This window comes from Kitasatospora sp. NPDC059408 (genome assembly GCF_042751525.1).
Taxonomy (GTDB): Bacteria; Actinomycetota; Actinomycetes; order Streptomycetales; family Streptomycetaceae; genus Kitasatospora.
Map to the genome: position 1 here is coordinate 1 of NZ_JBHYWI010000023.1, position 22,263 is coordinate 22,263.

General features: G+C 75.2%; 18 protein-coding genes. 9 read left to right on the forward strand and 9 right to left on the reverse strand.

Annotation, left to right across the window (positions count from 1 at the left end; all coding sequences use genetic code 11):
* Nucleotides 1-164 precede the first annotated feature (164 nt).
* From ACFXDE_RS17305 to ACFXDE_RS17340, 8 genes are all read left to right on the forward strand, one after another.
* A complete protein-coding gene (locus ACFXDE_RS17305) occupies nt 165-671 on the forward strand; it encodes an SRPBCC domain-containing protein (protein WP_380495039.1) in 507 nt (168 codons plus the stop codon).
* A complete protein-coding gene (locus ACFXDE_RS17310) occupies nt 668-1,312 on the forward strand; it encodes a 4'-phosphopantetheinyl transferase (RefSeq protein ID WP_380495041.1) in 645 nt (214 codons plus the stop codon). The genes ACFXDE_RS17305 and ACFXDE_RS17310 overlap by 4 nt, the downstream gene beginning before the upstream one ends.
* A 20-nt stretch (nt 1,313-1,332) precedes the next feature.
* A complete protein-coding gene (locus ACFXDE_RS17315) occupies nt 1,333-1,740 on the forward strand; it encodes a hypothetical protein (RefSeq protein ID WP_380495043.1) in 408 nt (135 codons plus the stop codon).
* 8 nt (nt 1,741-1,748) lie between these two features.
* A complete protein-coding gene (locus ACFXDE_RS17320; RefSeq protein WP_380495045.1) occupies nt 1,749-2,435 on the forward strand; it encodes a DUF1963 domain-containing protein in 687 nt (228 codons plus the stop codon).
* 183 nt (nt 2,436-2,618) lie between these two features.
* Nucleotides 2,619-3,374, forward strand: coding sequence for an ABC transporter ATP-binding protein (locus ACFXDE_RS17325; RefSeq protein ID WP_380495047.1), 756 nt, complete (start codon nt 2,619-2,621; stop codon nt 3,372-3,374).
* A 5-nt stretch (nt 3,375-3,379) separates the two neighbouring features.
* Nucleotides 3,380-4,750 carry an FtsX-like permease family protein gene (locus ACFXDE_RS17330; RefSeq protein WP_380495049.1) on the forward strand — a complete coding sequence of 457 codons (1,371 nt, stop codon included), beginning with the start codon at nt 3,380-3,382 and terminating at the stop codon, nt 4,748-4,750.
* A complete protein-coding gene (locus tag ACFXDE_RS17335) occupies nt 4,743-6,020 on the forward strand; it encodes a sensor histidine kinase (RefSeq protein WP_380495052.1) in 1,278 nt (425 codons plus the stop codon). Before ACFXDE_RS17330 ends, ACFXDE_RS17335 begins: the two co-directional genes overlap by 8 nt.
* 139 nt (nt 6,021-6,159) lie before the next feature.
* Nucleotides 6,160-6,543: a S24/S26 family peptidase gene (locus tag ACFXDE_RS17340; protein ID WP_380495054.1), complete on the forward strand. Its 384-nt coding sequence runs from the start codon at nt 6,160-6,162 to the stop codon at nt 6,541-6,543.
* On the opposite strand, the gene ACFXDE_RS17345 is transcribed toward ACFXDE_RS17340, so the two are convergent.
* From ACFXDE_RS17345 to ACFXDE_RS17355, 3 genes are all read right to left on the reverse strand, one after another.
* Nucleotides 6,515-7,180, reverse strand: coding sequence for a LuxR C-terminal-related transcriptional regulator (locus ACFXDE_RS17345; protein ID WP_380495056.1), 666 nt, complete (start codon nt 7,178-7,180; stop codon nt 6,515-6,517). The genes ACFXDE_RS17340 and ACFXDE_RS17345 overlap by 29 nt on opposite strands.
* A 178-nt stretch (nt 7,181-7,358) precedes the next feature.
* Nucleotides 7,359-7,934 carry a DUF1772 domain-containing protein gene (locus tag ACFXDE_RS17350; RefSeq protein ID WP_380495058.1) on the reverse strand — a complete coding sequence of 192 codons (576 nt, stop codon included), beginning with the start codon at nt 7,932-7,934 and terminating at the stop codon, nt 7,359-7,361.
* Between the two features lie 37 nt (nt 7,935-7,971).
* On the reverse strand, nt 7,972-8,622 hold the full coding sequence (locus ACFXDE_RS17355; protein ID WP_380495060.1) for a hemerythrin domain-containing protein: 651 nt from the start codon (nt 8,620-8,622) through the stop codon (nt 7,972-7,974).
* A 301-nt stretch (nt 8,623-8,923) separates the two neighbouring features.
* Between ACFXDE_RS17355 and ACFXDE_RS17360 the strand changes: the two genes are divergently transcribed.
* Entirely contained in the window at nt 8,924-9,697 is a 774-nt protein-coding gene (locus tag ACFXDE_RS17360; RefSeq protein ID WP_380495062.1) for a hypothetical protein, read from the forward strand.
* A gap of 67 nt (nt 9,698-9,764) precedes the next feature.
* On the opposite strand, the gene ACFXDE_RS17365 is transcribed toward ACFXDE_RS17360, so the two are convergent.
* The 6 genes from ACFXDE_RS17365 to ACFXDE_RS17390 form a co-directional block, all read right to left on the reverse strand.
* The gene (locus ACFXDE_RS17365) at nt 9,765-12,563 is read right to left on the reverse strand and encodes a condensation domain-containing protein (RefSeq protein ID WP_380495064.1); all 2,799 of its coding nucleotides are present in this window, start codon (nt 12,561-12,563) and stop codon (nt 9,765-9,767) included.
* Nucleotides 12,560-14,446 (reverse strand): non-ribosomal peptide synthetase, encoded by a 1,887-nt coding sequence (locus tag ACFXDE_RS17370; protein ID WP_380495066.1) that lies wholly within the window; start codon nt 14,444-14,446, stop codon nt 12,560-12,562. The genes ACFXDE_RS17365 and ACFXDE_RS17370 overlap by 4 nt, the downstream gene beginning before the upstream one ends.
* Nucleotides 14,447-14,515: 69 nt before the next feature.
* Nucleotides 14,516-16,342: an amino acid adenylation domain-containing protein gene (locus ACFXDE_RS17375; protein WP_380495068.1), complete on the reverse strand. Its 1,827-nt coding sequence runs from the start codon at nt 16,340-16,342 to the stop codon at nt 14,516-14,518.
* A 27-nt stretch (nt 16,343-16,369) separates the two neighbouring features.
* Nucleotides 16,370-17,542 (reverse strand): acyl-CoA dehydrogenase family protein, encoded by a 1,173-nt coding sequence (locus ACFXDE_RS17380; protein WP_380495070.1) that lies wholly within the window; start codon nt 17,540-17,542, stop codon nt 16,370-16,372.
* The gene (locus tag ACFXDE_RS17385) at nt 17,539-20,622 is read right to left on the reverse strand and encodes an amino acid adenylation domain-containing protein (RefSeq protein WP_380495072.1); all 3,084 of its coding nucleotides are present in this window, start codon (nt 20,620-20,622) and stop codon (nt 17,539-17,541) included. The genes ACFXDE_RS17380 and ACFXDE_RS17385 overlap by 4 nt, the downstream gene beginning before the upstream one ends.
* A 198-nt stretch (nt 20,623-20,820) precedes the next feature.
* A complete protein-coding gene (locus ACFXDE_RS17390; RefSeq protein WP_380495074.1) occupies nt 20,821-22,194 on the reverse strand; it encodes a non-ribosomal peptide synthetase in 1,374 nt (457 codons plus the stop codon).
* Between the last annotated feature and the right edge of the window lie 69 nt (nt 22,195-22,263).

Genomic DNA, 22,263 nt, shown 5'->3' on the forward strand with positions numbered 1-22,263 from the left:
CCCACGGCAACAACCCCACCATCTGGCCCACCTACACCCACACCTACCACAAACAAACCAACCACTTCGACCACACCAACTACCAAACCACCACCACCCAAAACACCACCCACACCACCCACAACTAACCCACACACACAAAACCGAAGGCGAGGTCAACTGCCGTGCACACCATCGACGTCATCGACGAGACCATCCTCAACCACCCCACCGACCGCGTCTGGCACGCCCTCGTCGCCGAGCTCAACGGCGCCGCCAACTGGTGGACCCCCCACAACACCTTCCAGCCCGGCCCCACCGCCCCCCAGCACAAGGGCGGCACCTCCCGGATCACCGTCCACCCCAACGGTGTCGGCAAGCCCGGGCCGAAGTTGCGCTTCACCGCCACCACCACCCACGTCGACGCCGAGCGCCAGCTCACCACCACTCTCTCCGGCCACTTCACCGGCGACTTCTCCTACACCCTCACCCCCGTCGACGACGGCGCCCGCACCCGGCTGACCATCACCTTCACCAGCACCCCCCACGGCTGGCCCGCCCTCCTCGACAAGGTCGCCCACCTCGGCTTCAAGCACTCCCAGCAGACCCAGCGCGCCCTCACCCAGCTCCGCGCCCACCTCGACACCCACCTCGACACCCACCAGGACGACACCAAGGGCACGAGCGCGTGATCACCGCCGCGGCGCCGCCCGCCCTGCCGATGCGCGGCGCCGCGCGTGGCCCCGTCCGGTGGGCGGAGGCGTTCGGGGACGGGCCGCGGGCGCCGCTCCTCCCGGCCGAGGCCGCGCACGTCGCGGGGCGGCCGGAGCGGCGCACGCGGCAGTTCACCGTCGCCCGTACGCTCGCGCGGCGGGCGCTCGGGCAACTCGGCTTCGCACCGGCGCCGTTGCTGCCCGGGGCCGGGGGTGCACCGGTGTGGCCGGACGGCGTGGTCGGCAGCATCACGCACTGCGACGGGTACACCGCGTGTGCCGTCGCGCCGGCCGGGCGGCTCGCCTCGCTCGGCATCGACGCCGAGCCGGCTCGGCCGCTGCCGGTAGGCATCCTGGGGCTCACCGCCTCCGCCGCCGAGCGAGCCGGTCTGGCGCAGTTGCCTCCGGGCCTCGTCCCCTGGGACCGGCTGCTGTTCAGTGCCAAGGAGGCCGTCTACAAGGCCTGGTACCCGCTGACCCGGCAGTGGGCCCCGCTCGTCGAGATGCCCGTGACGGTGTGCCCTGACGGGACCTTCACCACCCACCGGGATGGACAAACCCTCACCGGCCACTGGCACCACACCGGCGGCATCCTGATCACCACGATCGCCCTCCCGTGAGCCCGTGCCAGGATGGCCCCATGCTGAACGCGGCGCTGCGCGCCTCCAACTCGCCGTCCTGGTCGGACCGGGCGAACGCCGGCCGGCAGCTCGCCGCCCACGCGGACGTACCCGAAGTCGCGGCGGTCCTCCGCCGCCTCCTGCAGGACGGCCAGGACACGGCCGTCACGCAGGGGACGGCGGAGGCGCTGCTCAGGCGGCGCGATCTCCTGGGCCTGCGACTGGTCCTCGCGGCCTTCGCCGGGGCCGACGTCGACACCACCGACCACCTCGGCGACGCGATCCTCAACGTCTGCTTGCGGTCGGACGAGGACCAGGAGTACTTCGAAGGCCTCGCGACGGAGCTCGCCTCGGACGCTGAACCCGACGAGGCGGCGCGTACGGAGGCCGGGCTCCTGCTCCAGGAGTGGAATCCTCGCTTGGCATGATGCCGGTCATGGGAACATCGCTGCGCATCGAGGGCTATTCCGCGGCCGACCGTCCGGTCTCCACGCCGACGACCAAGTTCGGCGGCCAACCGGTGTGGCTGACCGGCCCGCAGTGGCCGGTCAGCACGGCATGGGACCGGCCGATGCGGTTCGTCGGCCAGGTCGAGTTGGGCCCGGTGCTCGGAGCCGCCGGGGACGGGAAGGTGGCCTACCTCTTCGTGACCCACGCCGATCACGAGGAGGACTTCTTCGATCCCGACGTCATCGACCCCGACGGCGGCGAGAACGCGGTGATCGTGCAGTCGGCTGGCGGCCTTGCCGGCCCGGTGCTCCCGCTGACGACCCTGCCACTGGAGACCGGCCCCGGCCTGTACGGCGACGACGGGTCGGCCGTGGAGTTCACCGTCGATCTGCGGCCCGTCACCGAGCCCGCTGCCATGACGGATGAGGAACTCGAAACCCTTCCGACCGCCGACCGCGACCGCTACGTCGAGCGGATCGACGGCGCCAAGATCGGCGGGACGCCACTGTTCTTCCAGGGGGACGAGTGGCCGGACGGCGGCCCCTGGCGACTGCTGCTGCAGCTGGACTCGAACTGGGTGCCGTTCCGGCTCAACCTGGGCGCGGCGCCGAGGTTGTTCGCCTTCGTGTCCGAGGACGGTGCCCGGGGCAGGATGCTCGTCCAGGATTCCTGAGCCGTCAGGATTCCTGAGCCGTCAGGACGCCCGAGTTGGCAGGGCGCCTCAGCCGTCAGGGCCCTCCCGGTGGACGACCTGCAACCGGTACCTACCTCCCCACCTGGAGGTTCGGTTTTCCGAACCCCGGATTCGGGTGCCAGCACGATCGTTTTCGGCGCTCCGCCCGCCCAGGATTGAGGCATGGCTGAGATGACGATGGATCCGGGGACGGCGGTCCTCGCCGCGCGGGCCGAGGGGCTGTACCGGGAGTACGGTCGCGGCTCGGGTGCCGTGCGGGCGTTGCGCGGGGTGTCCTTGGGCTTCGCGCCCGGGACGTTCACGGCGGTGATGGGGCCGTCCGGGTCCGGGAAGACCACCTTGTTGCACTGTCTGGCGGGCATGGACCGGCCCTCCCGGGGTTCGGTCTGGTGGGGCGGGACGGAGGTGTCGCGACTGCCGGAGCGGCGGTTGGCGCAGGTGCGGCGCAGCCGGGTGGGGTTCGTGTTCCAGGCGTTCAACCTGATGCCGGCGATGACGGTCGCGCAGAACGTCGAGCTGCCGGCTCGGCTGGGTGGTGAACGGCCGGACCGGGGTCTGGTGTTGGAGGCGATAGCGCGGGTGGGGCTGGCGGGGCGGGAGCGGCACCGGTCGGGGCAGCTGTCGGGTGGGCAGCAGCAGCGGGTGGCAATCGCCCGGGCGCTCGTGAGCCGGCCGGAGGTGCTGTTCGCGGACGAGCCGACGGGGGCGCTGGACCGGGCCACGGGGCACGAGGTCCTGGCCCTGCTCCGGGCCGGGGTGGACGAGGACGGGCAGACGTGCGTGATGGTGACGCACGATCCGGTCGCGGCCGGGTACGCGGACCGGGTGGTGCTGCTGGCCGACGGCGTGGTGGTCGACGAGCTGGAGCGGCCAACGGCCGCCCAGGTCGGCGAGCGGCTGAGCCGGCTGGGCGGGTGAGGGCCGTGGTCTCGATCGCGCTCGGGCAGCTGCGCCGACGGCCGGCCGCCTTCGTCGGTCTGGCGGTCGCGCTGCTCCTCGCCATCGCCGCCGTGACGCTCTTCGGTTCGCTGATCGCCGCCCAGGCCGCCGCTCCGGCGGCTGCCCGGAAGGCCGTCGCCGGGCCGGGGGTGCTGGTGATCGCCGGTGCGTTCGGTGAGATCGCCGTGCTGGTGTCGTTCTTCGTCGTGGTGAACGCGCTGGGCTTCGCCCTCCGGCAGCAGCACCGCGAGCTGGCGCTGCTGCGGACGATAGCGGCCACGCCCCGGCAGGCGCGGCGGCTGGTGCGCGGCCAGGTGCTCGCGACGACGCTGCTGGTGGCGGTGCCGGCCTGGGCCCTGGGGTCGGTGTCGGCCCGCTGGTTCCTGGCCGCATTGCAGCGGCGCGGGATGGCGGCGCCGGGTGTGCGGGTGCCGGGCAGTCCGGTGCCGATACTGGTCGCGGTCGCCGCCGCACTGGTCGTCGGCCTGGTGGCGTCGGCGGTGGCCGCGCGGCGGATCTCGCGGATCGCGCCGGCGGCCGCGCTGACCGCGAGCTCGACCGAGCAGGGGCGGACGGGTGTGCTGCGGCTGCTCGCCGGGGCCGGTGCGCTGGTGGGTGGCGGGCTCCTGCTGCGGCTGGCCGCGACCAGGTCCACGCAGGATCTGGACAAGGCCGCTCAGGCGGCGCTGCTCGGTTCGCTCGTGCTGCTGGTCGCGGCGGCGCTGCTGGGGCCGCTCATAACGCGCGTGTTGGTGGCCGTCCTGGGCGCACCGATACGGGTGCTCGTCCCCGGTGCGGGGTGGCTCGCCGACGCGAACATGCGGGGGTACGCGCGGCGGTTGTCGTCCGCCGTGGTGCCGGTCGCCCTGCTGGTCGGGCTTTCGGGCACCATGTCGATCATGACAAGTACCGCCGGGCACGCCGCACGGGCGAGCGCGGGCAGCGTCACCTCCGCGACGGACGTCTGGCTGCGCCAGGCCGAGTTGGGGCTGCTGATCTGCTTCGCGACCGTCTCCACCCTGAACACCCTGGTCGCTGTGACCGCCGAGCGGCGCCGCGAGTTCGCGCTGCTGAGGCTGGTCGGCGCGACGCGTGGGCTGCTGATGCGCATGCTCGGCGCGGAGGCGGTGCTGACGGCGGCGCTGGGCGTGCTACTGGGCGCGGCGGTCGCGGGGGCGGCGTCGGCGGCGTTCAGCCGGGCGGTGACGGGTTCGGCGGTGCCGTCCGTCCCGGTGGGCGCGTGCGGGTGGATCGTGGCGGGCGCGGTGGCGCTCACCGTTCCGGGGATCCTGGTGACGGGCCTGCGGGCGATCGCGGGTCCGGCGACGGAGCTGGCCGGCGGCGGGCGTGACTGAGACCGCATCGAGGGAGCGGCGGCCGTACCTCTCCGTACGCACGGGCGAGTGGGCATTCGCCGTCCTTGGCCTGCCGCTCGCGCTGCTCGGCAGCCTGTACGCGGTCGCCGTCCTCTACGCGGGGGCGCTGCTGTCGCTCACCGTGCTCGGCCTGCCGTTCGTCGTCGCCGCGCTGCTCGGCGCGCGCGGGATCGGCACACTGCACCGGTGGCTGGTCGGCCGGCTGCTGGTCGCGTACGTCGAGCGGCCGGACCCGCTGCCGCGGCCCAAGGGCGTGTTCGCCCGCGGCCGGGTCGTGCTGACCGATCCCGTCGCGTGGCGGACGCTGCTCTACCTCGTCCTGCGGCTCCCGGTCGGCGCGCTCGGGTTCGCCGCCGCCGTGGGGCTTCCCCTCACGTGCGGCTGGCTGATCGGCTTCCCGCTCTGGGTGCGTCTCCTCGATGGACCGCACCCGGTCGACTGGCTGGACACCGCGCCGCTGGCCGGCCTGGCCCTCGTCACCACCGTGCCCGCCGCCGTCCGGGCGACGGGCGAGCTGAACCGGTGGCTCGCCCGGCTGCTGCTGGGCCCGGCCCGCGCCCAGCAGCGCGTCCGGGAGCTGGAGAGCGCCCGGGCCGTCCTGCTCGCGGAGAACACCGACCAGCTCCGCCGCCTGGAGCGCGACCTGCACGACGGCACGCAGGCCCGGCTGGTCGCCCTCGCCATCACGCTCTCCCTGGCCGACGACACCCTCACCGGAGCGCCGCCGGACGCCGAACGGCTGCGCACCCTCGTCGACCGCGCCCGCGGCCAGACCGACGACACCATCGCCGAGCTGCGCCGCCTCACCCGGGGCATCCACCCGGTGGCCCTGGACGGCGGCCTCGGGGAGGCGCTGCCGGGGCTCACCGCCACCTCGCCCGTGCCGGTCGACGTCATTCTCGACCTGCGAGAGCGCCCGGACCCGGCCGTCGAGCGGGCCGTCTACTTCTGCGCCGCCGAGTTGCTCACCAACGTCGCCAAGCACAGCGGCGCGCAGGCGGCCGAGCTCACCGCGCACGCCGCAGACGGCCTGATCCGCCTCATCGTCCGTGACGACGGCCGGGGCGGGGCAGCACTCGGCACCGGACCCAGCGGCGGCACCGGACCCGCACTCGGCACCGAACCTGGCGGTGGCACCGGCCTGACCGGTCTGGCCGAGCGGCTCGCGGCGGTGGACGGCGTCCTGCGCATCGACAGTCCGCCCGGCGGACCGACGGTCATCACCGCGGAGCTGCCGACGCACCTTTGAACGCCCCTACGAGTTCACCCACCCGACGAACCTCCCAACGAACCTGCAGGAACCATCGTCGCCCCGCCGGCAGGTCCGACGGCAGGTCCGACGGCAAAAATCGGTAGGCCGACCCGGCCGGATCTGCCACGATCACCGGATGGGTGCATTGGATGCGGTGGCGGCCAGGGTCGCCGGCGGGGCCACCGTGGAATTCCGGCCGAGTGGCTCGTCGATGGTCCCGCTGATCCGCAGCCGCCAGCTGGTGACCGTCACCCCGGTCGACCCGTCGAAACTGGAGCGCGGGGACATCGTCCTCGCCCGCGTCGCCGGGACGGTGTACCTGCATCTGGTGTCGTCCCTCGATCCGGCGAAGCGGCGCGTGCAGATCAGCAACAACCGGGGCCGCGTCAACGGTTGGACCGGGCACGATCGCGTGTTCGGCATCTGCGTCGCGGTCGACGGGGTCCCCCGGGCCGGTGCGGCCGACAAGGCGGTCAAAGCCGTCAAGGCCGTCAACTCCCGCTCTCTGCCAGGTAGGTGAGGACCGCCTTCACTCGCCGGTTGTCGGCCTCCGTCGCGTGCAGGCCGAACTTGGCGAAGACCGCGGCGACGTGCTTCTCCACGGCGCGCTCCGACACCGTCAGGAGTCCGGCGATGGAGCGGTTCGAGTGGCCCTGGGCCATCAGCTCCAGCACCTCGCGCTCGCGCGGGGTCAGGGTGTCCGCCCGGCTGCGCTGACCGCCGCGAAGAAGCTGGGTGACGACCTCCGGGTCGAGCGCCGTGCCGCCCTCGGCGACCCGGTGCAGCGCGTCCACGAACTCCGAGGTGCGGGCGACGCGTTCCTTCAGGAGGTACCCGACGCCCGCCGAGCCGTCCGCCAGCAGGCGGGCTGCCCAGGCCGCTTCGACGTGCTGGGAGAAGACCAGGATGCCGACCCCCGGCGCCGTCGCGCGGATCTCGACGGCGGCACGAATGCCCTCGTCGGTGTGGGTGGGCGGCATCCGGACGTCGACGACGGCCACGTCCGGCCGGTGCTCGGCGACGGCGGCCAGCAGCTCGGGTGCCGTCCCGGCGGTGGCGACGACGTCGCAGCCGCGGGCACCGAGCAGTTCGACCATGCCGTCGCGCAGGACGACGGAGTCCTCGGCCAGGACCACGCGCAGGTGCTTGTTGATCACCCGACCATTATCCGGTCGGCCCGAACCCGCCCGCCCACTCTACCCGTGGCTCCTCGACCAGGGAGTCGAGTGCCGCTTTGACACCGAGGTCACCGACGTCGACTACGCGTTCACCGCTGAGGGAGCGCCGTGCCCGCCCGGAGCCGTCCGGGCGGGCACGCGCGTCGGGCGGGTCCGCTCAGCGCGAGCCGCGCCCCTGGAGGAACAGCGCGCGGGTCAGGGCCGCCAGGCCCGCCGTGCACAGCAGTGTCCGGAGCATGTTCGTGGCCACCCAGGTGCCCTCGAACTTCTCCCGCACGCCGTGGAAGTCCGTGATGTGCGCCGGGTCGCCGGCGGCCGCCAGCTGGTTGTTGAGCGGGATGTTGACACCCATCGTGACCATCAGCGCGGCCACGTACAGGACGGTCGCAGCCGCCGCCCAGAACGCCGCGGTGCGCCGGCCGGCCTTGTACTGGAGGTAGGCGGCGACGCCCGTCGCCGCGAAGGCCCCGACGAAGACCAGGCCGAACAGCCCGTTCTCGATCGCCTTGTTGATGTTCTGCATCGCCGTCACGTAGGTACGGTCGTCGCCCTTCGCGAGGCCCGGCATCACCGAGACGTCGAAGGCGAAGAACAGGCCCGCCATCAGGCCCATCGCGATGGTCGCCGCCACCAGCACGGGCCCGGCGGCCTTGCCCTGGGCCGCGACGGGGGCGGCGGGGGCGCCGTAGCCGGCCTGGAAGGTGGAGGGTGGTGCGGTTCGGTTGGTGCTCATCGGTACTCCTTCGGGACGCGGATGGTGCGGTGACCGGTCACAGGACCGGGGCCAGGGTGCGCCGGTAGCGGCGTTCCAGGACGGTGCGGCCCAGCAGCCGCACCGGCGCCGGGATGGTCGCCGCGACGGCGGCCACCGAGGCCGCGTCCGCGCCGTCGAACATCCACGGCTGCAGGTAGGTCATCACCTGGGCGGGGGCGCTCCCGATGATCCGCCGCTCGACCCGGCCGTACTCCGCGACGCCCAGGGCGGCGAGCACCGGGAAGACGACGCGCTCCTCGTGCCGCAGGTGGTCGCGGACGAGGTCGGCGAACTCCTGGGCAGCCTCCGGGAGTTCTTCGATCCGCCCGGTGGTCAGAACGCCCGCCACCCGGCTCATCGAGCGGTCCAGGGCGCCGTGGTCCTGTTCCAGCGCGCCGCTCCCGTCGAAGCCGGGCACGTGCCCGCGCAGGTAGGGCCAGAGGATCTCGTCCTCGCTGTGGTGGTGCCAGTCGATCACCGCGCGCAGCCGGCCGAACCACTCCCCCAACGCCCGCGCGCCGCCGGGCCGTACGCTCCGCGCCGCCGCGCACAGGCGGGCCGCGTCACGCCGCATCGCCACGTGCATCAGGCCGAATCCCCGGACGTGCTCCGGGAGGCCGCCCAGGCCCTGCTCGCTCGACCACACCACGCTCTCGTTTCCAGACATGACGCTCCATCACCTCCGCGATCACACCTACCTGTTGACCTACCCGGTGCCCGTCCCCGACCTCGATGGGAACACACCGGCTCGACGGCGAACCACGCATTTCCACCCCTCCTCAAGCCGCTTTCGAGCAACCGTCGGAAATGGCCACCGAATGCGTACGGAAGAGGCGTTCGGAGAATCAGGACCGGGAATTTCCGTGAAACAGCCGCGCATCAGCCGTGTCCCGGTTCCGCGACACGGCCGCGCCCGCCGCCGTCCGCGCCCGGTAGTCTCGGCCTGCTCTCGATTGGAAGGCATGTCCATGGCCAGATTGATAGTTCTGCTCATCGCACTCGCGGTCCTGTTCTCCGTGTTCGGGTTCCAGGGCGGCAACCCCTTCGTCGGCGTGCTGTTCGCCGCCGTGGCGGTCGCCCCGTTCGGCTACCTCGTGTACGCGGTCGTCCGCAGGAGGCGCGGGCCCCTGGACGGGAAGGCCGTCACCCCGGCGCAGCGGCAGCGCCGCACGTGGGCGCTGCGGGTGGTCGCGCTGGCGATGGTGGGGGCGATCGGGTACGGCGGCTACTGGGTGGTCTTCGAACCGCACGCGAGCGACAAGGCGCTGCGGAGCCTGTCGGACTTCGAGTCCGGCTGCGGGGGCTCGTTGGCGCGCAAGTACTTCCCGCAGGCCGCCGAGCACACCGGCCCGGGCCCGCATCCGGTGGCGATGTTCGACATCAGCGAGTCCGGCTCGTCCCACCCCGTCTACCCGTCCCTGGAGACGCCGGACTACTGGAGCGCGAACAAGCTCGACCCGCACCGCGTGCAGCTGCTCGCGTGCCTGGACGAGCCGGACGAGGGCGACCTCCTGACCACCTGCAAGTTCACGACGGACTCACTGAAGCTCTACCGGGGCGTCTACAACGTCACCGTCTACGAGGCCCGGACGGGCCGGAAGCTCGGCAACGAACGGCTGCTGGGCAGTGCGAAGGCCGCCTGTCCGAGCATGGTCTACCTCGGCAAGAACGTCGACAAGCTCCACACCTCGCCCGAATTCGCGGACTACCAGCAGGTGTTGAAGAGGTACGTCGAGCAGTAGCGGGAAGGGCGAGGCCCCCGGGGACGGTGCTCCCGGGGGCCTCGTGCTCGGTGGAACGCGCCGCGCCTCAGCCGGTCATGGCGGCCAGCACGGTGCGCCAGTCCTCGCCCGGCCCGGGGCGCAGGACGGCGGCGAGGGTCTCAGCGCCGTAGCGCCAGGGGCGTCGGAGCTCCCGGTCGGCGTCCGGCCCCGGGGTGACCGTGCTCGCGGACCCCAGCAGGCGGACGAGCTCGGCCGTGAAGTCCGTCCAGGAGAGGTGCCCCGTGACGGCGTTGACGATCCGTCCGGCCGCGGGCGGCTGCTCCACCACGCACGCGCCGAGCGCCCGGGCGAGGGCGGCCGAGTGGACCCAGCAGGCGCCGGCCCACTCGGGGCCGTCGGGCAGGGTGATCGGTTCGCCCGCCAGGGCGGCCTGGAAGAGGGCGCCGGTGGAGCCCCAGCGGAGCTGGTCGCGCAGCCGCTGGTGCGGGCCCCAGACGATCGGGGCGCGCACGATGCTCGCCGGGCCCCGGCCGGATTCGAGGAGGATCCGCTCGCAGTCGAGCTTGGCCTGCCCGTACGGGGTGAGCCCGGGGCCGGGCTCGGCGCCCTCGGGGACGTCGACGGCCGCGGGCCGGCCGTAGGCGTCGATGCTGCTGACGAAGACGAACGGTCCGCCGCGCCAGCCGTCCACGAGGGCGCGCATCGCGGCGACGTCGGTCGCGTGGTCGGTGAAGGTGCACGCGGCGTGGATGACGGAGTCGGCGCCCTCGACGGCCCGCCGGAGGCTGTCGGGGTCGGCGAGGTCGCCCTCGGCCACCTCGACGCCGTTGAGGGCCGGGAGGTGGGCCGACTCGGGCCGGACCAGCGCTCGCACCGGGCGGCCCTGGGCCATCAGTTCCTGGAGCACGGCCGCTCCGACCCCGCCGGTGGCGCCGGTGACCAGGACCGTGCCCGCGCGGGCCCGTGTGACGGGGGCGCCGGTGCGGGCGAGGGCGGCGCGGCGCTCGTCGCCACGGGTGGCGAGGAGCCCGGCGAGGGCCCGCGGGGTGCGCTGCTCCAGGATGTCGAGGCCGGTGAGCGGCAGGCCGGTCCGGGTGCGCAGGCGCTCGGCGAGCTGGACGGCGACGAGGGAGTGGCCGCCGAGGGCGAAGAAGTCGCCGTCGGCGGGCGGGACGGTGCCCAGCAGTTCACCGAAGGCCGTACGAACGGCGGCCAGCGGCCCGGACTCGTCGGCCCCTGGTGCGGGGGGACGGGCCGCGCCGGGCAGACGGGCGTGGTCCGGCGTGCCGTCGGGCAGGCGGGGCAGCCGGTCCAACAGGACGACGGCGGACGGGAGTCCGTCCGCCTGTACGGCCCGACGCAGGAGTGACTTGAGCTCGGCACCGCTGGGCGCGACCGGTCCGCGCACGACGGCGTAGCCGAGCAGCGGCCCGTCCGCCGACCGGGCGAGCGTCGCCTCGGCGACCCGCGGATCGGCCAACAGCACGGTGAGCGCCGGGTGTTCGGACGCGGTGAGGCGCGAGCCGGGGAGCTCGTCGACGCGGCGGTCCCCGTCCGCGGCGACGGCCGCCAGCAGCTCGGCGAACGCGGCCAGCAGGCGCCCGGCCGTCTCCTCGTCGAGGGCGTCGCGGTCGTGCTGGACCAGGCAGCGCGGCTGCGGGCCGTCCTCGACGAGCAGCGCGAGGCCGAACTTGGCCAGCCCGAGGTCGAGTTCGACGCTCTCGGCGGCGAGGCCGGGCAGCGCGAGCGGCTCGGAGGGGCGGACGACGTCACAGCTGACGGAGAGCAGCGGGATGCCGTCCGCGCCGCGGGCCGAGGCGCCGAGGCGTTCGAGCACCAGGTCGAACGGGACCTCGTGGTGCTCCTGCGCGTCGAGCAGCGCGCTCCTGACCTGCCCGAGGACCGCCGTGAAAGCCGCGTCCCCCGCGATGCCGGCCCGCAGCGCCAGGGTGTTGACGCTCAGGCCGACGGTGGTGCGCAGGTCGGCGCGGTGGCCGCTGGCGCAGCCGAGGACGAGGTCGCTCTCTCCGGAGGCGTTGCGGAGCGTGGCGAAGGCCGCCGCGAGGACGACGCCGAACAGCGTGGCGCCGTGCCGGGCGCCGAGGCGGCGCAGCGCGTCGACGGTGCCGGGGGTGAGCGGGGTGCTGTGCAGGGCGGCGCGGCGTTCGCGTGCGCCGGGCGGGACGGGCCGCAGGAGCGGCAGCGGGCGGGCGCCGGCCAGGTGGGCGGCGCGGCTGTCCGCGGCGGTGGTGAGCTCGGCGTCGCGGGCGCGTTCGCGGCGGGCGTGGTCGGCGTACGCCGGTCCGGGCGGCGGGAGCTGGGCCGGACGCTGATCGCGCGCGGCCTGGTAGAGGGCGGCGAGTTCGGCGCCGACGATCGGCAGGGAGCCGCCGTCGACGGCGATGTGGTGGATGGTGAGGAGGAAGGTGTGGTCTTCGGGTGCGTGCCGGAGCAGCAGGGCGCGCAGGACCGGCCCGGTGGCGAGGTCGAACGGGCGGGCGGCCTCGGCGGCGAGCAGTCCGGGGGCGTCCGCGTCGGTGGCGTCGACGACCGGGAGCGGCACCGGGGTGGCCGGGAGGGCCTCCTGGTAGGGCTCGTCGCCGCGGCTGCCGTAGTGCGTGCGCAGGACGGCGTGCCGTTCGGTGAGCGCGGTGAGGGCGGCGGCGAGCGCGGCGGGGTCGAGCGGGCCGCGCAGGCGGGTGGCGAGCGGGACGTTGTAGAGGGCGCCGCCCTGGCCGAGGTGGTCCATCAGCCACATCCGCTGCTGCGCGTGCGAGAGCGGGGCGGGGCCGGTGGGGTCCACCGCCGGGGCGGGCTGGGCGGCGGCGGGACGGGTGCGGCTGCGGGCGCGCCGCAGCAGGTCGGCCTGGTCGACGGCGTTCATCGGTCGGCCCCCTGCGCTTCGGCCCCCTGCGGTTCGGCCCCCTGCGCTCCGGCAGCGGCGTCGGCGGCCGCTTCGGCCGCGGCGACGGCTTCCGCGTCGCGCAGGGCCCGTTCGAGGAGTTCGGCCTGGCCCGCGACGGTGGGGTCGGCCAGGAAGGCGGCCAGCGAGAGCTCGACGCCGATGTCCCCGCTGAGGTCGTCGACGACCCACATGGCGAGCAGCGAGTGGCCGCCCTCGGCGAGGAAGTCGGCGGTCGGCGAGGTCACCCGGCGGCCGAGGGCGCGCTCCCAGGCCTCGGCGACGACCTGCTGGATCGGCGTCAGCTCGACGGCCTCCCCAGTGACGGCGGCCCCCGTGGCGGCCTCCCCCGCGGCCGACGCCGTCCCGCCGTCGGCGGGCGCGGACTCGGCGAGCGCCCGGCGGTCGACCTTGCCGGTGCCGGTGAGCGGGAGGGCGTCCAGGACGGCCCACGCGGTGGGCACCAGGTGGGACGGCAGCCGCTCGGCGAGCCGGGCGCGCAGGGTCTCGGCCTGCGGCCGCGTGCCCTCGGCGGGCACGACGCACGCGGTGAGCGCCGCCTCCGGCCGGCCGACCCCGCGCACGACCACAGCGGCCTCGGCGACCTCGGGGAACTGCAGCAGCGCGTGCTCGACCTCCTCCGGCTCGATCCGGAAGCCGCGCACCTTGACCTGGTGGTCGACGCGGCCGTGGAACTCCAGGACGCCGTCCGGGCGGCGGGCCGCGAGGTCGCCGCTGCGGTAGGCGCGCCCGACGCCGGGCAGTTCGCGGAAGCGCTCGGCGGTGAGCTCGGGCCGGTCGAGGTAGCCGTCGGCGACGCGGGCGCCGGCGATCCACAGCTCGCCGACGGTGCCGTTCGGCGCGGGGGCGAGGTCCTCGTCGAGGACGAGCACGCGGGCGCCGCCGGTGGCGCGGCCGATGGGCACCGGGCCGGCGCAGTCGGCCGGGTCGACGCGGTGCAGGGTGGTGAAGGTGGTGCCCTCGGTGGGCCCGTAGCCGTTGACGAGCTCCAGCCACGGGAACGCGCGCAGCACGGCGGCGGAGTGGTCTGGCGAGAGCGCCTCGCCGCCGACGGCGAGGGTGCGCACGACGCCGAAGATCCGGGACTGGCGGGCCGCGAGGTGGTGGAAGAGCGCGGTGGTGAGGACGAGCACGGTGACGCCGAACCGCTCGACGTCAGCGGCGAGTTCCTCGGAGGTGGGCCGGTCGGCGGGCGAGACGGCGACGGCGGCGCCGTTCGCGAGCGGCGCCCACAGCTCGAAGGTGGAGGCGTCGAAGGTGACGGCCGAGTGGAACAGGACGCGGTCGCGCGGCCCGACCCGGATTCCGTCGGGCGCGGTGACGAGGTCGGCGATGCCGCCGTGCGGGATCCGGACGCCCTTGGGGCGGCCGGTGGAGCCGGAGGTGAAGAGCACGAGGGCGGTGGCGGCCGGGCCCGTGGTGGGCAGGGCCCGGGCGGCGGGCTCCTCGTCGGTGCCGCGCTCGCCGAGGACGAGGGTGCGGTCGTCGGACAGGCCGGCCTCGGCGAGCAGGGCCTTGTCGCCGAGGGTGAGCTCGACGCCGGCGTCGGCGATCATGTCGGCGATGCGCGGGCGCGGGTAGGCGGGGTCGAGCGGGACGACGTGGCCGCCGGCCTGCCAGACGGCGAGCTGGGCGACGACGAGGCGGGTGGAGCGGGCGCAGAGCAGGCCGACGGCGCGGCCGGGGCCGATCCCCCGGGCGCCCAGCACGGTGGCCAGCTTCCGGGCGGCGTCGGCGAGTTCGCGGTAGGTCAGGACGGTGGTGCCGTCGGTCACGGCGAGCGCGTGCGGGCGCTCGGCGGCGTGCCGGGCGATGAGGGCCGGGACGGTGTCCGCAGCAGGCATGACGTGGTTCCCTTCCGGGCGCCCCGGCGGCTGGCCGGGGCGCCCTGGGTCAAGGCTTCGAGGACGCGGTCAGGCGGTGGCGCCGGCGCCGGTGCGCCGTTCGTCCACGAGCCGGGCGACGGCGCGCAGGTCGGGCTGGCGCAGCAGTGCGGCGGCGCGCAGCCGTACGTCGTACTCGTCCTCCAGCGCGGCCAGCAGGCGGGCGGCGGCGAGGGAGTTGCCGCCGGCCTCCAGGAAGTTGTCGTGCGGTCCGAGGTCGGCGCGGCCGAGGAGGTCGCGGGAGAGCCGCAGGACGGTGCGTTCGGTGTCGGTGGCGCCTTCCTCGGCCCTCACACCGTTCTCAAGGGATTCGGCGGCCAGCAGCGCGGCGCGGTCGACCTTGCCGTTTGCGTCCAGGGGGAAGGCGTCGACGAGCCGGACGAGGGAGGGCACGGCCTGTTCGGGCAGCCACGGCCGGACGGCCTCGATCAGGCCGGCGGCCTCGGGAAGTTCGGTGGAGGCGGCCTGGACGAAGGCGAGCAGCCGGTAGCCGCCCGCCGCGGCCGGTGCGGCGGCGACGACGGCGCGGCGCACCCGCTCGTCGCGCTCGAACGCGGCCTCGACCTCGGCGGGCTCGATCCGCACGCCGCTGACCTTGACCTGGTCGTCGAGCCGGCCGAGGAATTCCAGCACGCCGTCGGCGCGCATCAGGACGCGGTCGCCGGTGCGGTAGACCCGGTCGCTGCCCTCGACGGCCTCGGGCGCGCCGACGAAGCGGCGGGCGGTGAGTTCGGGGTCGAGGTAGCCGGCGGCCAGGCCCCGGCCGCCGATGCGCAGCTCCCCGGCCTGTCCGCGCGGCACCGGCCGCCCGTCCTCGTCGGTGACGAGGACGACGGCGCCGGGGATCGGCAGGCCGATCGGCGGCGCGTCGGTGCCGTGGTCGCCGCCGGGCGCCATGGTGTGGACGGTGGTGGCGACGGTGGCCTCGGCCGGGCCGTAGGCGTTGTGGACGGTGGCGGTGACGTCCGGGCCGGGGGTGCGGCGCAGCCGGTCGCCGCCGATCGTCAGGTGCCGCAGGGCGAGCCCGGCGGGCCAGGGCCGGTCGAGGACGGGCTCGGCGAGCGGGGTGGGCAGCACGGTGACGGTGATGCCGGCCTCGCGCCACCAGTCGGTGAGGGCGCCGGCGTCCCAGCGGACGGCGTCGGGGGCGACGCTGAGGGCGGCGCCGGAGGTGAGGGTGGCCCACAGCTCCTGGAGGTGCGGGTCGAAGGCCACGCCGATGAGCAGGCTGTGCCGCTCGCCGGGGCCGAGGCCGGTGAGGTCCCGGTACCAGTGCAGGAGTGCGCCGAGGGCGGGTTCGCCGACCGCGACGGCCTTGGGGGTGCCGGTGGAGCCGGAGGTGAGGACGGCGTAGTGGGTGCCCTTGGGGATCTCGACCGCGCCGCCGTCGGAGCCGTCCGCGAAGGCGGCGATGACGGTGGCGGCCGCGTTGGCGCCCTCCGTCGGCAGGGCGAGCTTGAGCTGGTCGCCGGCCTGGCGGCCGGTCGGGAGCAGGGCGGGGTCGCCGATCAGGCAGGCCGGCCGCAGCTGTTCGGCGACGGCCTGGAGGCGGCGTTCGCCGGGGCGCGGGCCGAGCGGCAGGTGGACGGCGCCGAGCTTGGCGGTGGCGAGGGTGACGGCGACCAGCGCGGCCGAGTGGTCGAGGCAGATGCCGACCAGGTCGCCCGGGCGCACGCGCTCGCGCAGCGCGTCGGCGACGGTGTCGGCGAGGCGGTCGAGTTCGGCGTAGCTCCAGGCGTGGTCGCCGTCGATCAGGGCGGGCGCGTCCGGCGTGCGGTGCGCCCAGGTGGTGAAGAGGTCGAGGACCGCGCCGTCCTGGTGCGGACGGCCGTACTCGATGCTGAGGGGTTCCATCATCGTCTCCCGGTTCAAGGTCACGGCGCGTCAGTTCAGGCCCATGGAGCGGGCGATGATGACCTTCTGCACCTCGGAGGTGCCCTCGATGATCGTCATCATCCGCACGTAGCGGTAGAGGAACTCCAGCGGGTGGCCGCGCACCCAGCCGGTGGCGCCGTGGACCTGGAGCGAGCGGTCGACGGCGCGGACGGCGGTCTCGGAGGCGGTGAGCTTGGCGAGGGCCGCGTTCTCGGGCGCCTCGGTGCCGTCGTCGACGAGGCGGGCGCACGCGAGGGTGAGCAGCTTGGAGGCCTCCACCTCGGCGCGGGTGGTGACGAGGTGCTCCTGGACGTGCTGGTAGTCGCCGATCGGCCGGCCGAAGGCCTCCCGCTCACGGGCGTACTCGACGCCTGCGCGCAGCGCGTACTCGGCGACGCCGTTGCACATGGCGGCGACGACGAGCCGGCCGCGCGAGAGGCTGTCGATGGCGAGCGCGGTGGCCGCGCCGATGCCCTCCTCGCCGCCGATGACGGCCTCGGGCCCGACGGTGACGCCGTCCAGGAGGAGCTCGAACAGCGGCTCGCCGGACATGCCCTCGTAGCGCTGGCCGATCCGCAGGCCGGGCTGGTCCATCGGCAGGACGAAGGCGGTGGCGCCCACGGTGCTGCCGTCGCCGAGGTCGGTGGCGGCGACGACGAGGACGATGCCGGCCCGGTCGGCGTTGCTGACGAAGGTCTTGCGGCCGTTGAGCACCCACGTGTCGCCGGTGCGGACGGCGGTCGTCGTGAGCCGGAACGCGTCGGAGCCGGCGTGCGGCTCGGTGAGGGCGAGGCAGCGGGTCTGCTCGCCGCGCACCAGCGGCACGAGGTGGCGCTCGATCTGCTCGGGCGTGCCGTTGCGCAACAGCGGGCTCGGGCCGTCGGAGCCGGCGAGGGCGTACGGCGCGAGGGAGCAGCCGCTGCGTCCAGCGGCGTGGTGGAGCAGGACGACGGCGGTGAACGGCATGTCGGAGCCGCCGAGTTCCTCGGGGTAGTCGCCCGCGTAGAAGCCGAGGGCGGCGGAGCGCTTGCGCACGTAGGCGCGCAGGTCGGCCGGGGGCTGGTCGGCGGTCTCGGGCAATTCGGCGGCGAGCGGCACGAGTTCGCGGCGGATGAAGCTCTCGAACGCGTCGACGAGTTCGCGGTGACCGTCCTCCAGGACGGACGAGGGCGTCGAAGTCACTTGGCGTCTCCGGTCAGCGCGCGGGCCTGGTCGGCCAGGACGGGGTGGCGGAAGAGGACGCGCAGCGGGGGCCGGGTGCCGAGGTGCGGTTCCAGCCAGGCGGCGACCTGGGCGGCGAGCAGCGAGTGGCCGCCGACCTCGAAGAACTGCGACTCGGCGGTGAACCGGTCGTGGCCGAGGACCTCGCGCCAGGCGGCGGCGACGAGCTCCTGCCCCGGGCCGTCGAAGGCCGCGCCGGTGGCGGCGGGGGCCTCCTCGGGCGCGGTGGCCTCGGCGGCGAGCCGGGTGAGGGCGGCGCGGTCGGGCTTGCCGCCGGGCAGGGTCGGCATGGCGGGCAGGGCGGTCCAGGTGGCCGGGACGAGCCCGCCGGGCAGGCGCTGCGCGAGGGCGGCGTGCAGGGCGGTCTGGTCGGGGCGTTCGTCGCCCTCCAGGAAACCGACCAGGCGTGGGCCGGCTTCGGGGTCGGTGTGCAGGACCACCGCGCAGGAGCGGCCGCCGAGTTCGGCGGAGGCGGCGGCCTCGATCTCCTCCAGCTCGATGCGGTGGCCGCGCAGCTTGACCTGGTTGTCGGTGCGGCCGAGGAAGCGCAGCCGGCCGGTGAGGTCGCGGTAGCCGCGGTCGCCGGTGCGGTAGACCCGGCCGAGGCCGGGCAGGTCGCGGAAGCGCTCGGCGGTGGGCTCGGGCAGGTTGAGGTAGCCCTCGGCCAGCATCGGCCCGCCGACGGCGAGTTCACCGACGCAGCCGGGCGCCAGCGGGCGCAGCGCGGCGTCCAGGACGTGCATCCGCACACCGGGCAGTTCGTCGCCGAGCGGCACCTCTCCGCCGCCGTCGAGGTCGGCGGGCCCGACCTGGTGGACGGTGGAGGTGACGGTGGCCTCGGTGACGCCGTAGGCGTTGAGGACCGTGGTCGCCTCGGTGAGGCCCGCGAGGGCGCGGGCGGGCAGCCGCTCGCCGCCGAGGACGAGCAGGCGGGGCGTCCAGCGGCCGTCGCGCAGCGCCTCGTGCAGGTCCTCGCGGACGGCGAGGAGGTAGCTGGTGGGCAGGTTGGCGACGGTGACGCCGCGGGCGGCGAGGACGGCCACCAGTTCCGGGCCGGTGGGCACTTCGCGCTGCGGCACGACGAGGGCGGCGCCGGCGGCGAGCGCGGGCAGCACCTCCTCCAGGGCCACGTCGAAGGACGGGCGGGCGAAGAGCAGCACCCGGTCGGCGGCGGTGAGCTCGTAGCGGGCGGCGATCGCGCCGACGTAGCCGGCCAGCGCCTCGCGGCCGACCAGGACGGGCTTGGGCACGCCGGTGGAGCCGGAGGTGTGGATGACGTACGCGATGCCGTCGAGCACGGCCGCGGGCTCGGCCTTGGGGAAGGCCGGTCCGTCCAGGAGCGCGGGGGTGACGCCCTCGGCGGGCAGGGCGAGCGCGCTCTGGCGGGTGGCCAGCACGAGCGCCGGGGCGAGCCGCTCCACCAGCAGGCCGAGGCGGGCGGCCGGGTCCTCCGAGGAGAGCGGCGCGTACACGGCGCCGTGGCGCAGGCAGGCGAGCAGGGCGACGACGCTGTCGACGCCGCGCGGCAGGACGGCGGCGACCGGCTGGCCGGGCTCGACCCCGGCGGCGCGCAGCCGCTCGGCGAGCTCGCAGACGCGGCGGTCGAGCTCGCCGTAGGTGATCCGCTCGGTGCCGGCGACGAGGGCGAGGGAGGTGGGGTCGTGGGCGGCGGCCGGGTCGAGGTTCGCCGGCTCGACGGCCGTCTCGACGCTCTCCGTGATCGGGGCGGCCAGGGCTGCCAGGGGCTCCTCCGGCCGGTCGAGGTAGGCGCGCAGGAGGTCCAGGAGGCGCTCGGACAGCAGTACGGCCTCGGACTCGTCGAACAGGTCGGCGTCGTAGTCCCACACCAGGGTCATGCCGGCGGCGCCGTGCTTCTCGCCGACGACGCGGCGGTCGTCGGGCATCAGCACGAGGTCGAGGTCGAAGCGGGTGGTGCCGGTGTTGAAGCCCTCGTAGAGGAGGACCTCCAGGCCGGGCACGCGCACGTCCGGGAGCGGGGCGTCGTGGGCGCTGAACATCACGTTGAACAGCGGGTTGTCCGCGCCGGTGGTGTGCAGCCCGAGGCGGCGGGTCAGCTCCTGGACGGGCAGGTCCTGGTAGGGCAGGGCGCGCAGCAGGACGTCCGTCACCTCGTCGATGGCGTCGGTGCCCGAGGTCTCCGCGTCCGGCCGCAGGCGCAGCGGGACGGTGTTGACGAACATGCCGAGGGTGCCCTCGAAGCCGACCGGGCGGTTGCCGACGGCGGTGCCGACGACGATCTCGTCGTGGCCGCTGTGGCGGCGCAGCAGCTCGGTGAACAGGGTGAGCAGCGTGCTGAACGGGGTGTGCCCGTCGGACTTGCTGCGCTCGCGCAGCCGCTCGGCGAGGTCGGCGCCGACGGCCTGGCGCAGCTGGCCGCCGCGGTGGCGGCGGACGGCGCCGGGCCGGGCGAGGCCGGGGAGGGTGACCTCGCGCGGGGCGTCGGCCAGTTCGCGGAGCCAGAAGGCGAGGGCGTCGTCGCTCGGGCCGGTGGCGGTGCGGGCGTGCTGTTCGTAGGAGGGGGCCTGGGCCAGCTCGTAGGGCTCGTCCAGGACGTGGGCGCGGTAGACGGTGAACAGGTCGCGCAGCAGGATCGCGAAGGAGTGGCCGTCGTGGATCAGGTGGTGCTCGACGTGGATCAGCCGGTGGTGGTCGTCGGCGACGCGGACCAGGTGCCAGCGCAGCAGCGGGGCCTGGCTGGTGTCGAGCGGCTCGGCGGCCTCGGCGGCGAGCAGGGTGCGGAAGGCGGCCTCGGGGTCGGCCTCGGCCGAGAAGTCGCTGGTGCGCAGCCGGGGCTCGCAGTCCTCGGCGACCCGCTGGCCGGGGACGCCTTCTTGGCGGGCGACCAGCTCCAGGCGCAGGCCGGGGTGGTGGGCGACGACGGCGGTGAGGCCGGCGCGCAGGGCGTCCCGGTCGACGGTTCCCCAGAGGTCGAGGACGGCGGTGAAGTTGTAGGCGCGACTGCCGGGCAGCATCTGCTCGTGCAGCCAGACGATCTCCTGCGAGGAGGAGAGTGCGAACATGGGCGGCTACTCCCTAGTGGTGGCGGGCGTGTTCGTCCTGCGGGCGGCGGGGCGGGCGAATTGTGGGGTCCCGTCCCGGCCGGCCGGGCGCGCCGGGGTGGTGGCGCGTGCGGCACTGCTGCGTGGGGGAGTTCGTGGTTCCTTGCGGAAGCTCGCGTCGAACGGCCCGAGGCCGTCGGCGGATCGGCGGCGCTCTGGTCAGGCGGCCGGCCGGAGGTGGTGGCGCAGCGCGCCGAGCAGGCCCTCGAAGGCCGCTTCGGCGGTGGCGTCCGGGAAGCGCTCGCGGTCCCAGGCGAGGCGGACCAGCAGGTCGTCGCCGTGCGAGGCGGAGACGGCGAGCGGCACGGGCAGGGGGCGCCCGGCGAGGTGGGTCTCGCGGCCGGGGACGCCGGCGAGGGCGAGCGGCGGGCGGCGGTGGAGGTCTTCGAGGGTGAGGAGGCCGTCCAGGGCGCCGTTCCAGCCGGCACCGGCCGCGCGGGCGGCGCGGACGACCTCGTCGAAGGGGGTGTCGGCGTGGTCGAGGTCGTCCCACCAGCCGTCGGCGAGCGCGTCGAGGTCCCCGGTCGGGCCCGGGAGCGCCGGGTGGACGAGGGTGTTGATGAAGCAGCCGAGCGCGGCGGGCGCTCCCGACGGGCGGCCGCCCCACGGGTAGCCGAGGGCGAGCGGGCGGCTCCGGTCGGGGCCCGTCCCGAGCGGGCGGCTCCGGTCGGGGCCGGTGCCGAGCGGGCGGCTCCGGTCGGGGCCGGTGCCGTGCAGGCCGCCGGTGCCGTGCAGGCGGTGGGCGGCCACGGCGACGGCGTCCAGCAGGACGGGGAAGACCGAGCCGCGGACGGCGCCGGGCACGCGTTCGGTGAGCATGCCGGTGGAGTGCGCCGGGCCCGCCTCCGTGGTGGCGAGGCCGCCGAGCCGCTCGCCCCAGTGGGCGTGGGCGGCGGGGGTGGAGGCGGCGTCCTCGGCGGCGAGCTGGCGCTCGACGGCCTCGCGGTAGTCGGCGACGGCGGCCTCGTCGGGGCCGCGGCCGGGCTGGGCGTCCGCCGCGTAGGCGTCCTCCAGTTCGGCCGTGACGACGCCGAGCGACTGCTCGTCGCAGGCCGCGTGGTCGAGCGCGACGGCCAGCAACTCCTCGTCGCCGTCCGGCTCTTCGGCCACCAGCAGGCGCAGCGCAGGTCCGTCGGCCGGCCAGTCCAGGAGGGCCTCGCGCAGCGCCTCGCGGGCGGAGCCGCCGGGGGCGACGGCCACCCGGGCGGCCTCGGCCGACGGTCCGCCGACGCGCAGCACGGGTGTGGCGCGCACGTTCGCGAAGGCGCCGCACAGCGCGGGGTGCCGGGCGGCCACGGTGGTGGCGGCGCGCTGGAGCCGGGGCAGGTCGACGGTGCCGCGCGGGTAGGCGAAGAAGACCGGGACGATCTCCGGGCGGCCGCCGGGGGTGAGCCGGCGGGTGATCAGGAAGCGCCGCTGGGCGCCGGTCAGTGGGAGGAGGGCCTGCGGGGTGTCGGCGGCGATGGCGCGGTAGCGGGCGAGGTAGGCGGCGGTGATGCTGGGGGCACCGGTGGCGGTGCTGGTGGCGTGCACGGAACGGTCTCCGGTCTCCGGGTCTCGGTCTCGGTACGGGTTCAGGGCGTGGGGCTCACGGCCGTGTCG